Source organism: Streptococcus nasisuis (assembly GCF_040836615.1).
Lineage (GTDB): Bacteria > Bacillota > Bacilli > Lactobacillales > Streptococcaceae > Streptococcus > Streptococcus suis_V.
Genome location: NZ_CP162268.1, coordinates 1,446,152 through 1,461,259 on the forward strand (window position 1 = coordinate 1,446,152; position 15,108 = coordinate 1,461,259).

The 15,108-nt window shown below is 44.7% G+C and carries 13 protein-coding genes; 12 read left to right on the forward strand and 1 reads right to left on the reverse strand.

All coding sequences use genetic code 11. From position 1 onward, the window contains the following. Positions 1 to 116: 116 nt before the first annotated feature. Both carB and AB1F57_RS07330 read left to right on the forward strand, forming a co-directional pair. Complete coding sequence (carB, locus tag AB1F57_RS07325) at positions 117 to 3,296, forward strand: carbamoyl-phosphate synthase large subunit (protein ID WP_170239209.1); 3,180 nt, start codon at positions 117 to 119, stop codon at positions 3,294 to 3,296. Positions 3,297 to 3,333: 37 nt separating this feature from the next. Beyond that, positions 3,334 to 3,645, forward strand: a complete 312-nt coding sequence (locus tag AB1F57_RS07330; RefSeq protein ID WP_105137436.1) for a hypothetical protein — start codon at positions 3,334 to 3,336, stop codon at positions 3,643 to 3,645. A 49-nt stretch (positions 3,646 to 3,694) separates the two neighbouring features. On the opposite strand, the gene AB1F57_RS07335 is transcribed toward AB1F57_RS07330, so the two are convergent. After that, complete coding sequence (locus AB1F57_RS07335; RefSeq protein ID WP_367985548.1) at positions 3,695 to 4,477, reverse strand: polysaccharide deacetylase family protein; 783 nt, start codon at positions 4,475 to 4,477, stop codon at positions 3,695 to 3,697. Between the two features lie 255 nt (positions 4,478 to 4,732). Between AB1F57_RS07335 and AB1F57_RS07340 the strand changes: the two genes are divergently transcribed. The 10 genes from AB1F57_RS07340 (at position 4,733) to AB1F57_RS07385 (ending at position 14,669) form a co-directional block, all read left to right on the forward strand. Then, positions 4,733 to 6,019, forward strand: a complete 1,287-nt coding sequence (locus AB1F57_RS07340) for a homoserine dehydrogenase (protein WP_367985549.1) — start codon at positions 4,733 to 4,735, stop codon at positions 6,017 to 6,019. A 2-nt stretch (positions 6,020 to 6,021) separates the two neighbouring features. Further along, positions 6,022 to 6,882, forward strand: coding sequence for a homoserine kinase (gene thrB / locus AB1F57_RS07345; protein ID WP_105137433.1), 861 nt, complete (start codon positions 6,022 to 6,024; stop codon positions 6,880 to 6,882). A 126-nt stretch (positions 6,883 to 7,008) separates the two neighbouring features. Next, a complete protein-coding gene (murB, locus tag AB1F57_RS07350; RefSeq protein ID WP_167785511.1) occupies positions 7,009 to 7,908 on the forward strand; it encodes a UDP-N-acetylmuramate dehydrogenase in 900 nt (299 codons plus the stop codon). A gap of 133 nt (positions 7,909 to 8,041) precedes the next feature. Next, a complete protein-coding gene (locus AB1F57_RS07355; protein WP_105137431.1) occupies positions 8,042 to 9,196 on the forward strand; it encodes an ABC transporter ATP-binding protein in 1,155 nt (384 codons plus the stop codon). Then, on the forward strand, positions 9,180 to 9,980 hold the full coding sequence (locus AB1F57_RS07360) for an ABC transporter permease (RefSeq protein ID WP_167785512.1): 801 nt from the start codon (positions 9,180 to 9,182) through the stop codon (positions 9,978 to 9,980). The genes AB1F57_RS07355 and AB1F57_RS07360 overlap by 17 nt, the downstream gene beginning before the upstream one ends. Beyond that, positions 9,981 to 10,751: an ABC transporter permease gene (locus AB1F57_RS07365; RefSeq protein WP_105137429.1), complete on the forward strand. Its 771-nt coding sequence runs from the start codon at positions 9,981 to 9,983 to the stop codon at positions 10,749 to 10,751. Beyond that, positions 10,751 to 11,821, forward strand: a complete 1,071-nt coding sequence (locus AB1F57_RS07370) for an ABC transporter substrate-binding protein (protein WP_367985550.1) — start codon at positions 10,751 to 10,753, stop codon at positions 11,819 to 11,821. The genes AB1F57_RS07365 and AB1F57_RS07370 overlap by 1 nt, the downstream gene beginning before the upstream one ends. Positions 11,822 to 12,010: 189 nt before the next feature. After that, complete coding sequence (locus tag AB1F57_RS07375; protein ID WP_367985551.1) at positions 12,011 to 13,342, forward strand: glycoside hydrolase family 1 protein; 1,332 nt, start codon at positions 12,011 to 12,013, stop codon at positions 13,340 to 13,342. Further along, the gene (locus tag AB1F57_RS07380; RefSeq protein WP_367985552.1) at positions 13,339 to 13,989 is read left to right on the forward strand and encodes an MFS transporter; all 651 of its coding nucleotides are present in this window, start codon (positions 13,339 to 13,341) and stop codon (positions 13,987 to 13,989) included. Before AB1F57_RS07375 ends, AB1F57_RS07380 begins: the two co-directional genes overlap by 4 nt. Positions 13,990 to 14,102: 113 nt before the next feature. Further along, complete coding sequence (locus tag AB1F57_RS07385; protein WP_367985553.1) at positions 14,103 to 14,669, forward strand: MFS transporter; 567 nt, start codon at positions 14,103 to 14,105, stop codon at positions 14,667 to 14,669. Positions 14,670 to 15,108: the final 439 nt, after the last annotated feature.

Here is a 15,108-nt window from a genome sequence, read left to right on the forward strand (position 1 = left end):
TCGAACACGCTCTAAGGGCTGTGTGAAAAAGATAAACGTCGTCTGGATGCTTGAAGTATCAGCGTTCCGTTTCCTATTTTCGCTTTGTCCTCTTAACGGGCTTTGTATCATACATTATGCCAAAAAGAAACGATATTAAAAAAATTATGGTGATTGGTTCTGGTCCGATTATTATTGGTCAGGCTGCGGAGTTTGATTATGCGGGGACGCAGGCGTGTTTGGCCTTGAAAGAAGAAGGCTACAGCGTTGTACTGGTCAATTCCAACCCCGCAACAATTATGACCGACAAGGAAATTGCGGATAAGGTGTATATCGAGCCGATTACGCTGGAATTTGTCAGTCGTATTTTGCGAAAAGAGCGTCCTGATGCTCTCTTGCCAACCCTTGGTGGACAAACAGGTCTCAACATGGCTATGGAATTGTCTAAGGCTGGAATTTTGGAAGAGCTGGGTGTTGAGCTTTTGGGAACAAAATTGTCGGCCATTGACCAAGCTGAGGACCGCGATTTGTTCAAACAATTGATGGAGGATCTCAATCAGCCCATTCCTGAGTCTGAAATTGTGACGACCGTTGATGAGGCGCTGAACTTTGCCAATTCTATCGGCTACCCAGTCATTGTGCGTCCGGCCTTCACGCTGGGCGGTACAGGTGGCGGTATGTGTGCCAACGAGGAAGAACTCCGCGAAATCGCTGGAAATGGCTTGAAATTGTCGCCAGTAACTCAATGTTTGATTGAGCGCTCAATTGCAGGTTTCAAGGAAATCGAGTACGAAGTGATGCGCGATGCGGCAGACAATGCACTCGTGGTGTGTAACATGGAAAACTTTGACCCTGTTGGTGTCCACACAGGAGATTCGATTGTATTTGCGCCGACTCAAACCCTGTCAGACATTGAAAACCAGATGCTCCGCGATGCCAGCCTCAGCATTATTCGTGCCTTGAAAATCGAAGGTGGCTGTAATGTCCAGTTGGCTTTGGATCCCCATAGTTTCAAATACTATGTCATTGAAGTTAATCCGCGCGTGTCACGCTCGTCAGCCTTGGCTTCAAAAGCAACTGGCTATCCTATTGCCAAATTAGCGGCAAAAATTGCGGTTGGTTTGACCCTGGATGAAATGATTAACCCAGTAACTGGGACAACCTATGCCATGTTTGAGCCTGCTTTGGACTATGTAGTTGCTAAAATCCCCCGTTTCCCATTTGATAAATTTGAAAAAGGGGAGCGCCGTCTGGGAACACAGATGAAGGCGACAGGGGAAGTCATGGCCATCGGACGGAACATTGAAGAAAGCCTTTTGAAAGCCTGCCGTTCCTTGGAAATCGGTGTTTATCACAATGAAATGACAGAACTCAGCCAAGTGCCGGACGATCACTTAGTGGAAAAGATTGTCAAAGCGCAGGACGACCGACTCTTTTACCTTTCTGAGGCCATTCGTCGTGGCTATACGATTGAGGAACTAGCCCAATTAACCAAGATTGACCTGTTCTTCCTTGATAAGTTGTTGCATATTATAGAGCTTGAGCAGGAATTGGCGACGCATTTTGATAACTTAGATGTCCTCAAAAAAGCGAAAAAATACGGCTTTGCGGATCGTAAAATAGCAGAGCTGTGGGGGCGGACGGAATACTATATTCGCCAGCTCCGGACTGAAAATGGCATTGTCCCAGTTTACAAAATGGTGGATACCTGTGCAGCAGAATTTGAGAGCGCGACGCCTTATTTCTATTCAACCTATGCTTGGGAAAATGAATCCATCAAATCAGACAAGGAATCGGTCCTTGTGTTAGGTTCTGGACCAATCCGCATCGGTCAAGGGGTTGAATTTGACTATGCGACGGTTCACTCTGTCAAAGCCATTCAGGCAGCAGGTTACGAGGCTATTATCATGAACTCCAACCCTGAAACTGTTTCGACAGATTTCTCGGTTTCGGACAAGCTCTATTTTGAACCTTTGACCTTGGAAGATGTACTCAATGTGATTGATTTGGAGCAGCCCAAAGGTGTCATTGTGCAATTCGGTGGGCAGACAGCCATCAACTTGGCTGAACCGCTTGCCAAGGCTGGTATTCCGATATTGGGAACTCAGGTAGCAGATTTAGACCGGGCTGAGGACCGCGATTTGTTTGAAAAAGCTCTGAAAGACTTGGACATCCCGCAGCCACCAGGTCAAACCTCAACCAATGAAGAAGAGGCTCTTGAGGCGGCCCGCAAAATTGGCTTTCCAGTCCTTGTCCGTCCATCTTATGTCTTGGGTGGGCGTGCCATGGAGATTGTTGAAAATGAAAATGACCTACGTTCCTACATGCGGACGGCGGTCAAGGCTAGTCCTGAGCACCCTGTTCTCGTTGACAGTTATATCGTTGGTCAAGAGTGTGAAGTAGATGCGATTTCTGATGGCAAGGATGTCCTCATTCCGGGAATTATGGAACACATCGAGCGGGCAGGTGTCCATTCGGGTGACTCTATGGCAGTTTACCCACCGCAAACCCTGTCGCCAGCGGTACAAGCAACCATTGCTGATTACACCAAGCGATTGGCTATTGGTCTCAACTGTATCGGTATGATGAACATTCAGTTTGTTATCAAGGACGAAAAGGTCTATGTCATTGAGGTCAATCCACGTGCCAGCCGAACCGTTCCCTTCCTGTCAAAAGTGACAGACATTCCGATGGCTCAAGTCGCGACCAAATTGATTTTGGGTCAATCCTTGGCAGAACTTGGCTATACAGACGGTCTCTATCCAGAAAGCAAGCAGGTCCACGTCAAAGCTCCAGTCTTCTCATTCACAAAATTGGCAAAGGTTGACAGTCTTTTGGGACCTGAAATGAAGTCAACGGGCGAAATTATGGGTTCAGATGTGACGCTTGAAAAAGCACTTTACAAGGCATTTGAAGCTAGCTACCAGCACTTGGAAGAATTTGGCAATGTCGTCTTTACCATTGCGGATGAAGATAAGGAAGAAACCTTGGAGCTGGCGCGTCGTTTCCACGATTTGGGCTATGGCATTTTTGCGACTAGCGGAACGGCAGCCTATCTGACGGACCACCAACTTCCTGTTACCTTGGTCAATAAGGTTGGTGATACAGGTGGTTTCGACATTCCAAGTCTGGTTCGAGCTGGAAAAATTCAAGCCATTGTCAATACAGTTGGTAAAAAGCGTGTGGCAGACTCGGATGGTCAAATCATTCGTAGCTCAGCCATTGAGGGTGGTATCCCACTCTTTACAGCCATTGATACAGCTGCGGCTATGGTCAAAGTCTTGGAAAGCAGAAGTTTCATGACCCAGGCTATTTAGTGTATAATAGGGTTATCCATTAGAAGAGGAGATAGAAATGAAAGTAAATCTGACCAATCATCGGGGACAATTTAAACAGGCTCCCCTTGGTTTTTCTTGGACGACCCTGTTATTTACCATGTGGGTTGCCGTCTTTAGACGGGATTGGAAATGGGCGGCTATTATGCTACTGGCCAATGCAGCTCTTGGTAACTACGCCTACTCAATAGAAAAGGGCTATCTTGTCTTTATCGTCAATATTGTCATGGCGGCATTCTATAATAAACTCCATATCAGAGACTTATTAGCCAAGGGTTGGCGCCCAGCAACAGACTTTGATGCGCAGCTGCTGCAGTCCAAAGGAATATAAAAAGAAAAAGATGATTTCGTATGAGGTCATCTTTTCTTGTATCTCTATGTCAGTCGGCTTGAATCATCTCTAGCAAGATGTCGGCAGTGGTCGTTGGCAATACCCTCAGACGATTTAAACTAAGCATTCCGTTATCAACAGTAGCCAGGTCATGGTTGGTGGTCAATCCCAATTGGTAGCCGGTATTTTCTGCCACAGCCAGGGTATCGGCTGAATAGCGACCAGCAGGATAGGCAAGAGCAATGGTTTCCTGACTAAGTTGCTGGTTTAGGAATTGTTTGGAGTAGGATAGCTCAATGGATTGGCTATCAAGGCTGCTTTGTGCCAGGTCGGGATGATTGACCGTATGACCTTGGAAAGACATATCGTGCTCTTTCATCTCCAGCATCTGATCGACAGTCAGGTAGCCCGCTGTGCCATTTTCCGTAAAACCAGTGATAACAAAGTTGGTAGCCTTCATCTGGTACTGCTTAAGCAAAGGATAGGCATGGCTATGGAAATCCCAGAGGCTATCATCGAAAGTTAGCCAGACGACTTTCTTGCCGTCAGGAACTTCATTGTCCCTGAGAACCCGCAGAGCTTCTTCAGGTGAAAGGGTGTAATAGCCAGCTTCCTGGAGGGCCTTGAGATGACTTTCAAACGTAGAAGGATCTACAATTAAATTGGCGTTGGCAGCCTCTTCAGGAGCCATGACATGGATAGCATGGTACATCAGAATGGGCAGGCGGACCGGACTTTCTTGTTTAACCCAAGTTACTTCTTCAGGACCAGTTTTCTGTGAAGGAGTCGTATCAATCTCTTCTTTAGGGGTTTCTGGAGTTTGCTGGACCAAGTCTGTTCTGGATCCTGGGTCTTGATAGAAGTAGACGAGGCAAAAAACAAGGGTTCCAATCAGCAAAACACTCAGCAGAGTAAATATTACTGGAAATCTTTTCACTTTTTGATGCTTGTGTCGCCCATGCTTCCTCTTCGCCATATTCACTACCTCAATATATATAATTCTGCTTACTACTTTAATTATACCAAAATTTTTGCCAAATAGTCAGAATATTTGGTATAATAGGAAAAATAGTTTTAAGGAGATAATATGGTAGTTAAGATTGGATTATTGGGGTTTGGTACGGTAGCGAGTGGTGTGCCATTCCTTCTGACAGAAAATAAGGAAAAGATTGAATTGGCAGCCCAAGACAGTATCGTGGTTTCAAAGGTACTTGTAAAGGACGATGCGGAAAAAGAGCGTTTATTGGCTGCAGGCCATGACTATGATTTCGTTACCAACATTGACGAGATTTTGGCAGATGACGACATTGCTATTGTCGTTGAGCTTATGGGACGTATCGAGCCAGCAAAAACTTTCATCACACGCGCTTTGGAGGCAGGCAAGCATATCGTGACAGCTAACAAAGACCTGTTGGCTGTGCATGGCAGTGAATTGCGTACTCTGGCTCAGGAAAAAGGACTGGCCCTTTACTACGAAGCAGCGGTTGCAGGCGGTATTCCAGTCTTGCGTACCTTAGTCAATTCTCTTGCTGCGGATAGTATTACCCGCGTTTTGGGTGTCTTGAATGGGACATCTAACTTCATGCTGACCAAGATGCTAGACGAAGGATGGACTTACGAAACAGCCCTGCAGACAGCCCAGGAACTAGGTTACGCAGAGTCAGATCCGACCAACGACGTTGAAGGAATTGATGCAGCCTATAAGGCTGTTATCCTCAGCCAATTTGCCTTTGGTATGACTGTTGATTTTGACCACGTTGCCCACAAGGGAATTTCCAATATCACACCTGAAGATGTAGCAGTAGCACAAGAGCTTGGCTATGTCATCAAGTTGGTAGGGGATATTCGTGAAACAGCTTCTGGAATTGCAGCAGAAGTGTCACCAACCTTCCTGCCAAAAAATCACCCGCTTGCTAGTGTCAATGGTGTTATGAATGCGGTCTTTGTCGAGTCCATTGGTATCGGCCAGTCTATGTACTACGGACCAGGTGCCGGACAAAAACCAACAGCTACTAGCGTGACTGCCGACTTGATTCGCATTGTTCGTCGTCTGAAAGATGGTACGATTGGTAAAGCATTTAATGAGTACAGCCGTCCGCTCCAGTTGGCAGCTCCGTCTGATGTGATGAGCGAATATTATTTCTCTATCGTAGCATCTGACCAGAACGGAAAAATGCTCCGTTTGGCAGAAATTTTCAACTCTGAAGAAATCTCCTTCAAGCAAATTCTGCAGAAGGAGGCAAACGGTGAGACAGCTCGACTGGTTATCGTGACCCATGAGATGAGCAAGACCCAGCTAGAAAATGTGACTGAAAAGCTTGCCCAGGCTGAGGACTTCACTGTCTTAAATACTTTCAAGGTCTTGGGAGAATAAGCATGAAAATTACAGTTCCAGCTACTTCAGCCAATATAGGACCAGGTTTTGACTCGGTCGGTGTTGCCCTCTCAAAATACCTAACCATTGAAATTCTAGCGCCTGCAGATGAATGGTTTATTGAGCATGACCTAGAGCATGTTCCATCTGATAAGAGTAATCTGCTGATTAAGACAGCTTTGAAAGTTTCCAAAAACCTGCCACCTCACCGCTTGAAAATGACAAGCGATGTTCCTTTGGCCCGTGGCTTAGGTTCGTCCAGCTCTGTCATTGTAGCAGGGATTGAGTTGGCCAATCTATTGGGTCAATTGAACCTCAGCCAGGAAGAAAAGTTGCAATTGGCAACTAAGATAGAAGGTCATCCTGATAATGTAGCGCCAGCCATTTATGGAAATCTAGTTATTGCCAGCTATGTCAATAAGAAAGTCCATGCTGTTGTGACGGACTTCCCAGAGGCCAGCTTTATCGCTTTTATTCCCAACTATCCTCTGCGGACCAGTGAAAGCCGTGGAGTTCTGCCAGCGCAGATGGGCTATAAGAAGGCCGTGGCAGCAAGCAGTATTGCCAACGTCGCTATTGCCAGTCTTATGGTTGGTGATTTGGAAAAAGCTGGTCAACTTATCCAATCAGATATGTTCCACGAGCCTCATCGCCAACTTTTGGTCAAGGAATTTTGCCCTATCAAGCAAACAGCTCAGGAGTTGGGTGCTTATGCAACCTACCTTTCTGGAGCAGGTCCAACCGTTATGGTACTAACCTCTAAGGATAAGGAAGAGGCCATTAAAATTGCCATAGAAAAGCTTGAATTGGACGGCAGTGTGCATATCTTACAGGTAGATAAAGACGGGATTAAGGTATCCTAAACAAAATACGGTTCTTGAGGGAACTGTATTTTTTGTTTTTGATGCAATTATCCAAAAATAATCGTAATCTAGTTAAATTTTTGGTATAATATGAACCGTATATCTATTTTTGAAATGAGAATGATAATGAAGGATAAGATTAGACAGGACCTTGAGGGAATCGATATTCGATTTGATGAGCCCTTAAAGGAATATACGTATACAAAAGTCGGGGGTGCAGTAGACTACCTGGCTTTTCCACGTAATCGCTATGAGATCGTACGCATCGTAGAATTTGCCAATCGTGAAGGTATTCCCTGGCAGGTTTTAGGAAATTCTAGTAATATTATCGTCCGTGATGGTGGCATCAGGGGCTTTGTTATCAGGATGGATAAGCTCAACTCAGTGATGGTTTCTGGCTATACGATTGAGGCTGAGGCAGGTGCCAACCTGATTGAGACGACCAAGGTTGCCCTCTTTCATTCCTTGACTGGCTTTGAATTTGCCTGCGGCATTCCTGGTAGTGTCGGCGGTGCTGTTTATATGAATGCCGGTGCTTATGGTGGTGAAGTGGCTCATATCTTGGTATCTGCACAAATTTTAACACCTGCTGGTTATGTCGAAACCTTGGACAATCGTGATTTGCGCTTTGGTTATCGGTCATCTATCCTGCAGGAAAATGGGGCAATTGTCCTATCTGCCAAATTTGCCTTGAAGCCTGGTAATCATCCGGTTATCAAATATGAAATGGACCGATTGACACATTTGCGCGAGCTTAAGCAACCACTGGAGTATCCTTCTTGTGGATCTGTCTTTAAGCGTCCACCAGGAATGTTTGCTGGCCAGCTCATCATGGAGGCCGGTCTCATGGGGCATCGTATTGGCGGTGTGGAAGTTTCGGAAAAGCATGCAGGCTTTATGGTCAATGTAGCGGATGGGTCAGCTCAGGATTATGAGAACTTGATTGCTCATGTCATTGAAACAGTCAAAGAATGTTCAGGAGTAACCTTGGAGAGAGAGGTACGGATTATCGGCGATAGTTTGTAATCAGCGGTACAATTGCGGGGGTGAGGCTTATCGTAGCAGGTAGTATGACGGGCAGTTTTCTTGCCCACGAGGTGGTATAGGCCCAACAGAGCCTGGAATCTGTTAGTTTACCTAAAGAAGGAATTTATGAGAATTGAAAAAGCCAATTATTGAATTTAAAGACGTTTCTAAGGTCTTCGAGGACAGTGGAACAACTGTCTTGAAAAACATTAGTTTTGAACTGGAAGAAGGCAAGTTTTACACGTTGCTTGGTGCTTCTGGTTCCGGTAAATCAACGATTTTGAATATTATCGCAGGTCTCCTGGATGCGACGTCTGGTGACATTTATCTGGATGGACAGCGGATCAATGATGTTCCGACCAACAAGCGGGATGTCCATACTGTCTTTCAATCATATGCCCTTTTCCCGCATATGACCGTCTTTGAAAATGTGGCTTTTCCACTAAAATTACGCAAGGTTGATAAGGCTGAAATTGACCGCCGTGTCAAAGAGGCTCTGCAGATGGTTCGTTTATCTGGTTATGAGAACCGTGCCATCCAGAAATTGTCTGGAGGTCAACGTCAGCGTGTGGCCATTGCGCGTGCAATCATCAACCAACCGCGCGTTGTCTTGCTAGATGAGCCTTTATCAGCTCTTGACTTGAAATTACGGACTGAGATGCAATACGAATTGCGTGAATTGCAGCAGCGTCTGGGCATTACCTTTGTCTTTGTTACTCACGACCAGGAAGAGGCGCTGGCTATGTCTGACTGGATTTTCGTCATGAATGATGGTGAAATTGTCCAATCAGGGACACCAGTTGACATTTATGATGAGCCAATCAACCATTTTGTAGCGACCTTTATCGGGGAGTCCAATATTCTGCCTGGTCGCATGCTTGAGGACTACCTGGTTGAGTTTAACGGCAAGCGTTTTGAGGCTGTGGACGGTGGTATGCGTCCAAATGAAGAGGTACAAGTGGTCATCCGTCCGGAAGATTTGCGGATTACCCTGCCTGAAGAAGGCAAGTTGCAGGTTAAGGTGGATACCCAGCTCTTCCGTGGGGTTCATTACGAAATCATCGCCTATGATGATTTGGGCAATGAGTGGATGATTCACTCGACGCGCAAGGCTATTGTCGGTGAGGTCATCGGTCTGGACTTTGAACCAGAAGACATCCATATCATGCGTCTCAACGAAACGGAAGAAGAATTTGATGCCCGTATCGAGGAATATGTAGAAGTCGAAGAAGTGGAAGATGGCTTGATCAATGCCATTGAGGAGGAACGCAATGAAGAAAACCTCTAAGCTCTTTGCCATCCCCTATGCTTTATGGGTTTTCCTCTTTGTACTGGCGCCTGTTGCCCTGATTGTCTTTAAGTCTTTCTTTGATATTCATGGCAACTTTACCCTAGCCAACTATCAAACTTACTTTAACTCGCCAAATAATACTTACTTGCGGATGAGTTTTAACTCCATTTTTTACGCAGGTTTGATTACCTTGGTTACTTTGCTGATATCCTATCCAACAGCCTATTTTTTGACCAAGCTCAAGCACAAGCAGCTCTGGCTCATGTTGATTATCCTGCCGACTTGGGTCAACCTCTTGCTTAAGGCTTATGCCTTTATCGGAATTTTTGGTCAACATGGATCGGTCAATCAGTTCTTGGAATTTATTGGCCTGGGTGCCCAGCAAATTCTCTTTACAGATTTTTCATTTATCACTGTTGCGGCCTATATTGAAATTCCTTTCATGATTTTGCCGATTTTCAATGCCTTGGATGATTTAGATCCTAATCTTATCAATGCTAGTCGAGATTTGGGGGCAACTCCTTGGCAGACCTTTACAAAAGTTATTTTTCCTCTGTCCATGAATGGTGTTCGTTCAGGTGTGCAGGCTGTCTTTATCCCAAGTTTGAGCTTGTTTATGTTGACCCGGCTTATCGGTGGTAACCGTGTGATTACGCTGGGTACAGCCATTGAGCAGCATTTCTTGACAACCCAGAACTGGGGCATGGGCTCCACCATTGGTGTCGTCTTGATTCTTGCCATGCTGGCCATTATGTGGCTAACGAAAGAGAGGAAGAAATAAATGAAAAAATTTGCAAAGATTTATCTAACCATTGCCTTCCTTGTCTTGTATCTGCCAATTTTCTATTTGATTTTCTATGCCTTCAATGAAGGTGGGGATATGAATGGCTTTACTGGTTTTACGTTAGAGCATTTCTCAGCCATGCTGGGAGATAGTCGCCTGATGCTGATTTTGGCTCAAACCTTCTTTTTAGCCTTCCTCAGCTCGCTGATTGCGACAATTATCGGGACCTTCGGTGCCATTTATATCTACCAGTCCAAGCAGAAGTTTCAGAATGCCCTTTTATCGATCAACAATATCCTCATGGTAGCACCGGACGTTATGATTGGTGCGAGTTTCTTGATTCTCTTTACCATGATTGGTTTCCAGCTGGGCTTTGTCTCTGTCTTACTTAGCCACATTGCCTTTTCGATTCCGATTGTGGTCCTCATGGTCTTGCCACGACTCAAAGAAATGAATGCTGATATGATTTCTGCAGCCTATGACTTGGGGGCAACGCAACCGCAAATGCTCCGAGAAATCATGTTGCCTTATTTGACTCCAGCCATTATTGCAGGCTACTTCATGGCCTTTACCTACTCGCTGGATGATTTTGCCGTGACCTTCTTTGTCACAGGAAATGGCTACTCAAACCTGTCTGTTGAGATTTACTCACGGGCTCGTCAGGGGATTTCTTTGGAAATCAATGCCCTGTCCACCCTGGTCTTCCTCTTCAGTATTGTGCTTGTCGTAGGTTATTACTTTATTTCGCGTGAGAAGGAGGCAAACTAATGAAACGATTGACATCTTTTTTTGTTGGTATTCTTGTTATCATTCTCGTGCTTTGGGGAATTTCTAGCAAACTAGAGGCTGATTCTACCCAAGGAACCACTGATAAATTGGTCATCTATAACTGGGGTGATTATATCGACCCAGAATTGTTGGACGAATTTACCGCCGAAACCGGTATCCAGGTTGATTACCAGACCTTTGATTCCAACGAGTCCATGTACACAAAGATTCAGCAGGGTGGGACAACCTATGACTTGGCTGTGCCGTCTGAGTACATGATTTCTAAGATGGCTGAAGAAGATATGCTGATCAAGTTGGATAAGTCGAAAATTGAGGGATTGGAAAATATCGACCCGCAATTTATGGGGCTCAGCTTTGATGAGAACAATGATTATTCCATTCCTTATTTCTGGGGAACCCTGGGAATTGTTTACAATGAAACCATGGTTGACAATCCGCCACGGGAATGGGAGGATTTGTGGTCTGAAGAATATCGTGACAATATCATGCTGATTGATGGTGTCCGTGAGGTCATGGGCTTTGGTCTGCAATCTCTCGGCTACAGTCTCAATTCGCAGGATAAGGGCGAAATTGCCCAAGCTGCTGAACATCTCTATAATTTGACTCCAAATGTCAAAGCTATTGTTGCTGATGAAATCAAGGGTTACATGATTCAGGATGCGGCGGCTATTGCTGTTAGTTTCTCAGGTGAGGCCAGTGAAATGCTGGATGGTAATGAAAACCTGCGCTATGTCGTACCGTCAAAAGGTTCTAACCTCTGGTTTGACAATATGGTCATTCCAAAGACAGCTAAGAACATCGATGGTGCCCATGCCTTTATAAGCTTCATGCTTCGTCCTGAAAATGCCCTGCGCAATGCGGAATATGTCGGCTATTCAACGCCGATTCCTGCAGCCAAGGTTATGTTGGATGAAGAAACTCAAAATGACGAGGCTTTCTATCCTTCCGAGGAAACCATGAAAGAGATGGAAGTCTATGACAACCTGGGCAAGGAAATGCTCGGTCTCTATAATGACCTCTTCCTACAGTTTAAAATGTATCGGAAGTAGAAGATAAGACTGAAGACTTACTATTGGATAGTAGGTCTTTTTTGTGATGGACAGCCCAATTTTTCCAGTATACTAATGTTAATTATGAGGCATTGGTTTACCTATAATTGCTTTATTTCTAGCGATAAAAGTATTAAAATAAAGATATAAAAATGTATGTTGATATGTTTTTAAATAGGAGGTTTCTATATGCTAGATATAAAAGGTATTTATCTTGGTGTGGCAACGGCATCCAGTCAAATCGAGGGAGGAGAAGTGGGTTCTAACTGGAATGCCTATTCGGATGCTGGAAAAATTACAGACGGTTCCAATGTCAAACGGGCTGCCGACCACTGGAATCGCTATGAAGAGGACATTGCTTTCATGAAGGAGCTTGGGGTCAAGCACTACCGAATGAGTTTGGAATGGAGTCGTTTAGAGCCAGTGCAGGGACAATTTGATGATGCTGCCTTTGAACATTACCGCAAGGAAATTCAACTGATGAAAGATCTAGGTATATATGTACTTCTGACCTTCTATCACTTCAGCCATCCCATCTGGTTTGAGGACTTGAAGTCATTTGAAAAAGAAGATAATATCCCAATTTTCCTTGCTTACGTTCAGGAAGTTGTCAAGCGCTTGGGAGATTTGGTGGATGATTATTGCACCATCAATGAACCCAATGTCTATGCGGTCAATTCCTATTTTCTGGCCGAATGGCTCCACGAAGAAAAAGACTTCTTCAAGACAACTAAGGTCCTCAGTATCTTTGCGACCAGCCACATTCTCATTTACAAGTGGATTCACGACTATTATCGAAAACAGGATTTGGGTCCTGTGACTGTTACCTTTGCCATGCACATGCGGTATTTCCAGCCTGCGACACATTCTCCGCTGGATCGATTTGGGACCAAAGCCCTTGATTTTCTTTTCCACACAGGTGTTTTCAAGGCTTTTGCTTTGGGAAAATTTTCCTATCCTTTCAAAAACATGGCTAAGGTAGAACAGGGGCAGTATATCGACTATATCGGTGTCAATTACTATTCTCGTGGATTGATAAAAGGCTTTGAAGATACAGTCAAGCAGGATGCCATCAAGAATGATTTGGGCTGGGAAATTTATCCTGAAGGCATTGGTAAGGTCTGTCAGGCGCTGCACGACATTCTCCCCCTTACCATTCGTATCACTGAAAATGGAACCTGTGACAACACAGACAGCTTCAGATGCCGCTTTATCTATGAGCATTTGAAGGCCTTGGTTGACAGTGGTTTGCCTGTTACCCATTATTATCACTGGTGCTTTACCGATAATTTTGAATGGAAAGAAGGAGAATTGCCGCGTTTTGGCCTCATCCATCTCAATTATGACAATCAGAAACGAACACCGAAATTCTCTTTCTATTTCTACAAGAAATTGATTGAAAAAGGAGAAGTCGACCAAGAATGCTATGAGGAATTTGTGGAACCATCCCACTATCATCACGGCGAAAAAGATATTTTGACCGGTCTCTTGCCAGATGAAGAATTGAGGAACAAGCGATGAAAAAGTCCAATTATTTTTTCGGTATTGGTACTTTGGGGCGGGATATGGTTTATGCACTGACTGCCATGTATCTCATGTATTATCTGACGGATGTCCGCCAATTGTCCAGCAAGGGAATCGGTATCGTGACTATTATCATGATGGTCCTGCGGATTTTTGATGCGGTCAACGACCCCTTCTGTGGCATGATGATTGACAATACCAAGTGTCGCTTTGGTAAATTCAAGCCCTGGCTTTTCTGGGGAAGCATTAGCTCTGCACTTTTGACCATTTTACTCTTTGTTGACTATACTGTCAGTGAGGCAGTCTATCTGATGATTTTTACCCTCGTTTACCTGATGTGGGATATTACCTACACCGCTCATGATATTGCCTTTTGGTCCATGATTCCTGCTCTTTCTAGTGATGGTCGGGAGCGTGAAAAGATTGGTTCCATTGCCAAAATCTGCGCGGATATCGGTATATTTACCATTGTGGTGGGAATTATTCCTTTTACAAAATGGTTGAGCGGTTTATTTGGTGGGATGAGACAAGCCTATTTTGTTCTTTCTGTGATAGTATCCCTGGTCATGGTTGGGTTCATCATGCTTATGTTGATTCTGGTCAAGGAAGAAAGAACAATTGTTAAGACCCAGGAGACGACTTAAATCAAGGAAATCTTATCTGTAATTGTTAAAAATGACCAGCTTCTCTGGATTGTCATCTCCCTCCTGCTCTTTACCATTGCCAATACAACGACCACCTCATTTGGTATTTCATCATGGGGGATGAGGATTTGTACAGTGTGTTTGCAGGTGTTCTGGCCCTGTCTCAACTAGCCGCACTGGGAAGTTTTCCTATGATTTCACAGCGTTTGGAGCGCAAAAAGACCTATGCCTTGGGCACGGTACTGGTTGTTCTGGGCTATCTTCTCTTTTTCATGGCTCAGGAAATCATCGCCGTTTCCGTTGCCGGCGTCTTGGTTTTCTTTGGTGAGGGCTTTATTCAAATCTTGATGCTCATGTTTATTTCCGACTGTGTGGAATACGGTCAGTGGAAATTAGGACGGCGGAACGATTCGATTACGCTGTCTCTTCAACCTTTCATTGCCAAAATGGGTTCAGCCTTGGCAGCAGGAGTAGTCGGCTTTACCATATTATTGATCGAGTTAAACAAGGCCCAAGGTCCAGCTGATTTGTCTAGCCAGGATGTTATGGTTTTTAAAATTGCCATGCTGATTCTACCCATGCTGGTCATCCTACTCAGCTATGTTATTTACCATAAGAAATACAAGATTAATGAAGCCTTTTTCCGTCAAATTGTGGAGGATTTGGAAAGTAGCAGGTAAAATAATATTAGAAAGCCTTGAGCTTCAGGGCTTTTTTGCTGTTCTAATCTTATATTTTAGAAATTAGTAAAAATATTTTGCTTTTTCCTTACAGGGCCTCTCGCCCAGCATGACCTTTCCTCGGGTTTTGGGGATTGAATTGGTCGGGCTTGTGGAAGAGAGCAGTGACAGCTAGCGTTTCTCTGTCGGGCAAAAGGTGATTTCCATCATGGGCTTTTGACGGCGGTTATGCTGAGTATGCCTTGGTGCCAACCGCAGTCTTTATACCATCGAGACGGATTTGGATTGGGCTGATTTGGCTGCGGTGCCTGGACCTACTATACTGCCTTTGGCGCCATGAAAAACCTCAAAATCGAAGCTGAAGATGGGATTTTGGTTCGGGCTGGGTCAAGCGGTGTTGGTCAGGCCTTTGCTAAGTAGGTGCGCAGCCAGTTTCCAG

What these genes read in the sequence shown, in the direction of transcription:
- carB (WP_170239209.1), top strand. Translation starts at nt 117, where the DNA reads ATGCCAAAAAGAAACGATATTAAAAAAATTATGGTGATTGGTTCTGGT.
- AB1F57_RS07330 (WP_105137436.1), top strand. Translation starts at nt 3,334, where the DNA reads ATGAAAGTAAATCTGACCAATCATCGGGGACAATTTAAACAGGCTCCC.
- AB1F57_RS07340 (WP_367985549.1), top strand. Translation starts at nt 4,733, where the DNA reads ATGGTAGTTAAGATTGGATTATTGGGGTTTGGTACGGTAGCGAGTGGT.
- thrB (WP_105137433.1), top strand. Translation starts at nt 6,022, where the DNA reads ATGAAAATTACAGTTCCAGCTACTTCAGCCAATATAGGACCAGGTTTT.
- murB (WP_167785511.1), top strand. Translation starts at nt 7,009, where the DNA reads ATGAAGGATAAGATTAGACAGGACCTTGAGGGAATCGATATTCGATTT.
- AB1F57_RS07360 (WP_167785512.1), top strand. Translation starts at nt 9,180, where the DNA reads ATGAAGAAAACCTCTAAGCTCTTTGCCATCCCCTATGCTTTATGGGTT.
- AB1F57_RS07365 (WP_105137429.1), top strand. Translation starts at nt 9,981, where the DNA reads ATGAAAAAATTTGCAAAGATTTATCTAACCATTGCCTTCCTTGTCTTG.
- AB1F57_RS07370 (WP_367985550.1), top strand. Translation starts at nt 10,751, where the DNA reads ATGAAACGATTGACATCTTTTTTTGTTGGTATTCTTGTTATCATTCTC.
- AB1F57_RS07375 (WP_367985551.1), top strand. Translation starts at nt 12,011, where the DNA reads ATGCTAGATATAAAAGGTATTTATCTTGGTGTGGCAACGGCATCCAGT.
- AB1F57_RS07380 (WP_367985552.1), top strand. Translation starts at nt 13,339, where the DNA reads ATGAAAAAGTCCAATTATTTTTTCGGTATTGGTACTTTGGGGCGGGAT.
- AB1F57_RS07385 (WP_367985553.1), top strand. Translation starts at nt 14,103, where the DNA reads ATGGGGGATGAGGATTTGTACAGTGTGTTTGCAGGTGTTCTGGCCCTG.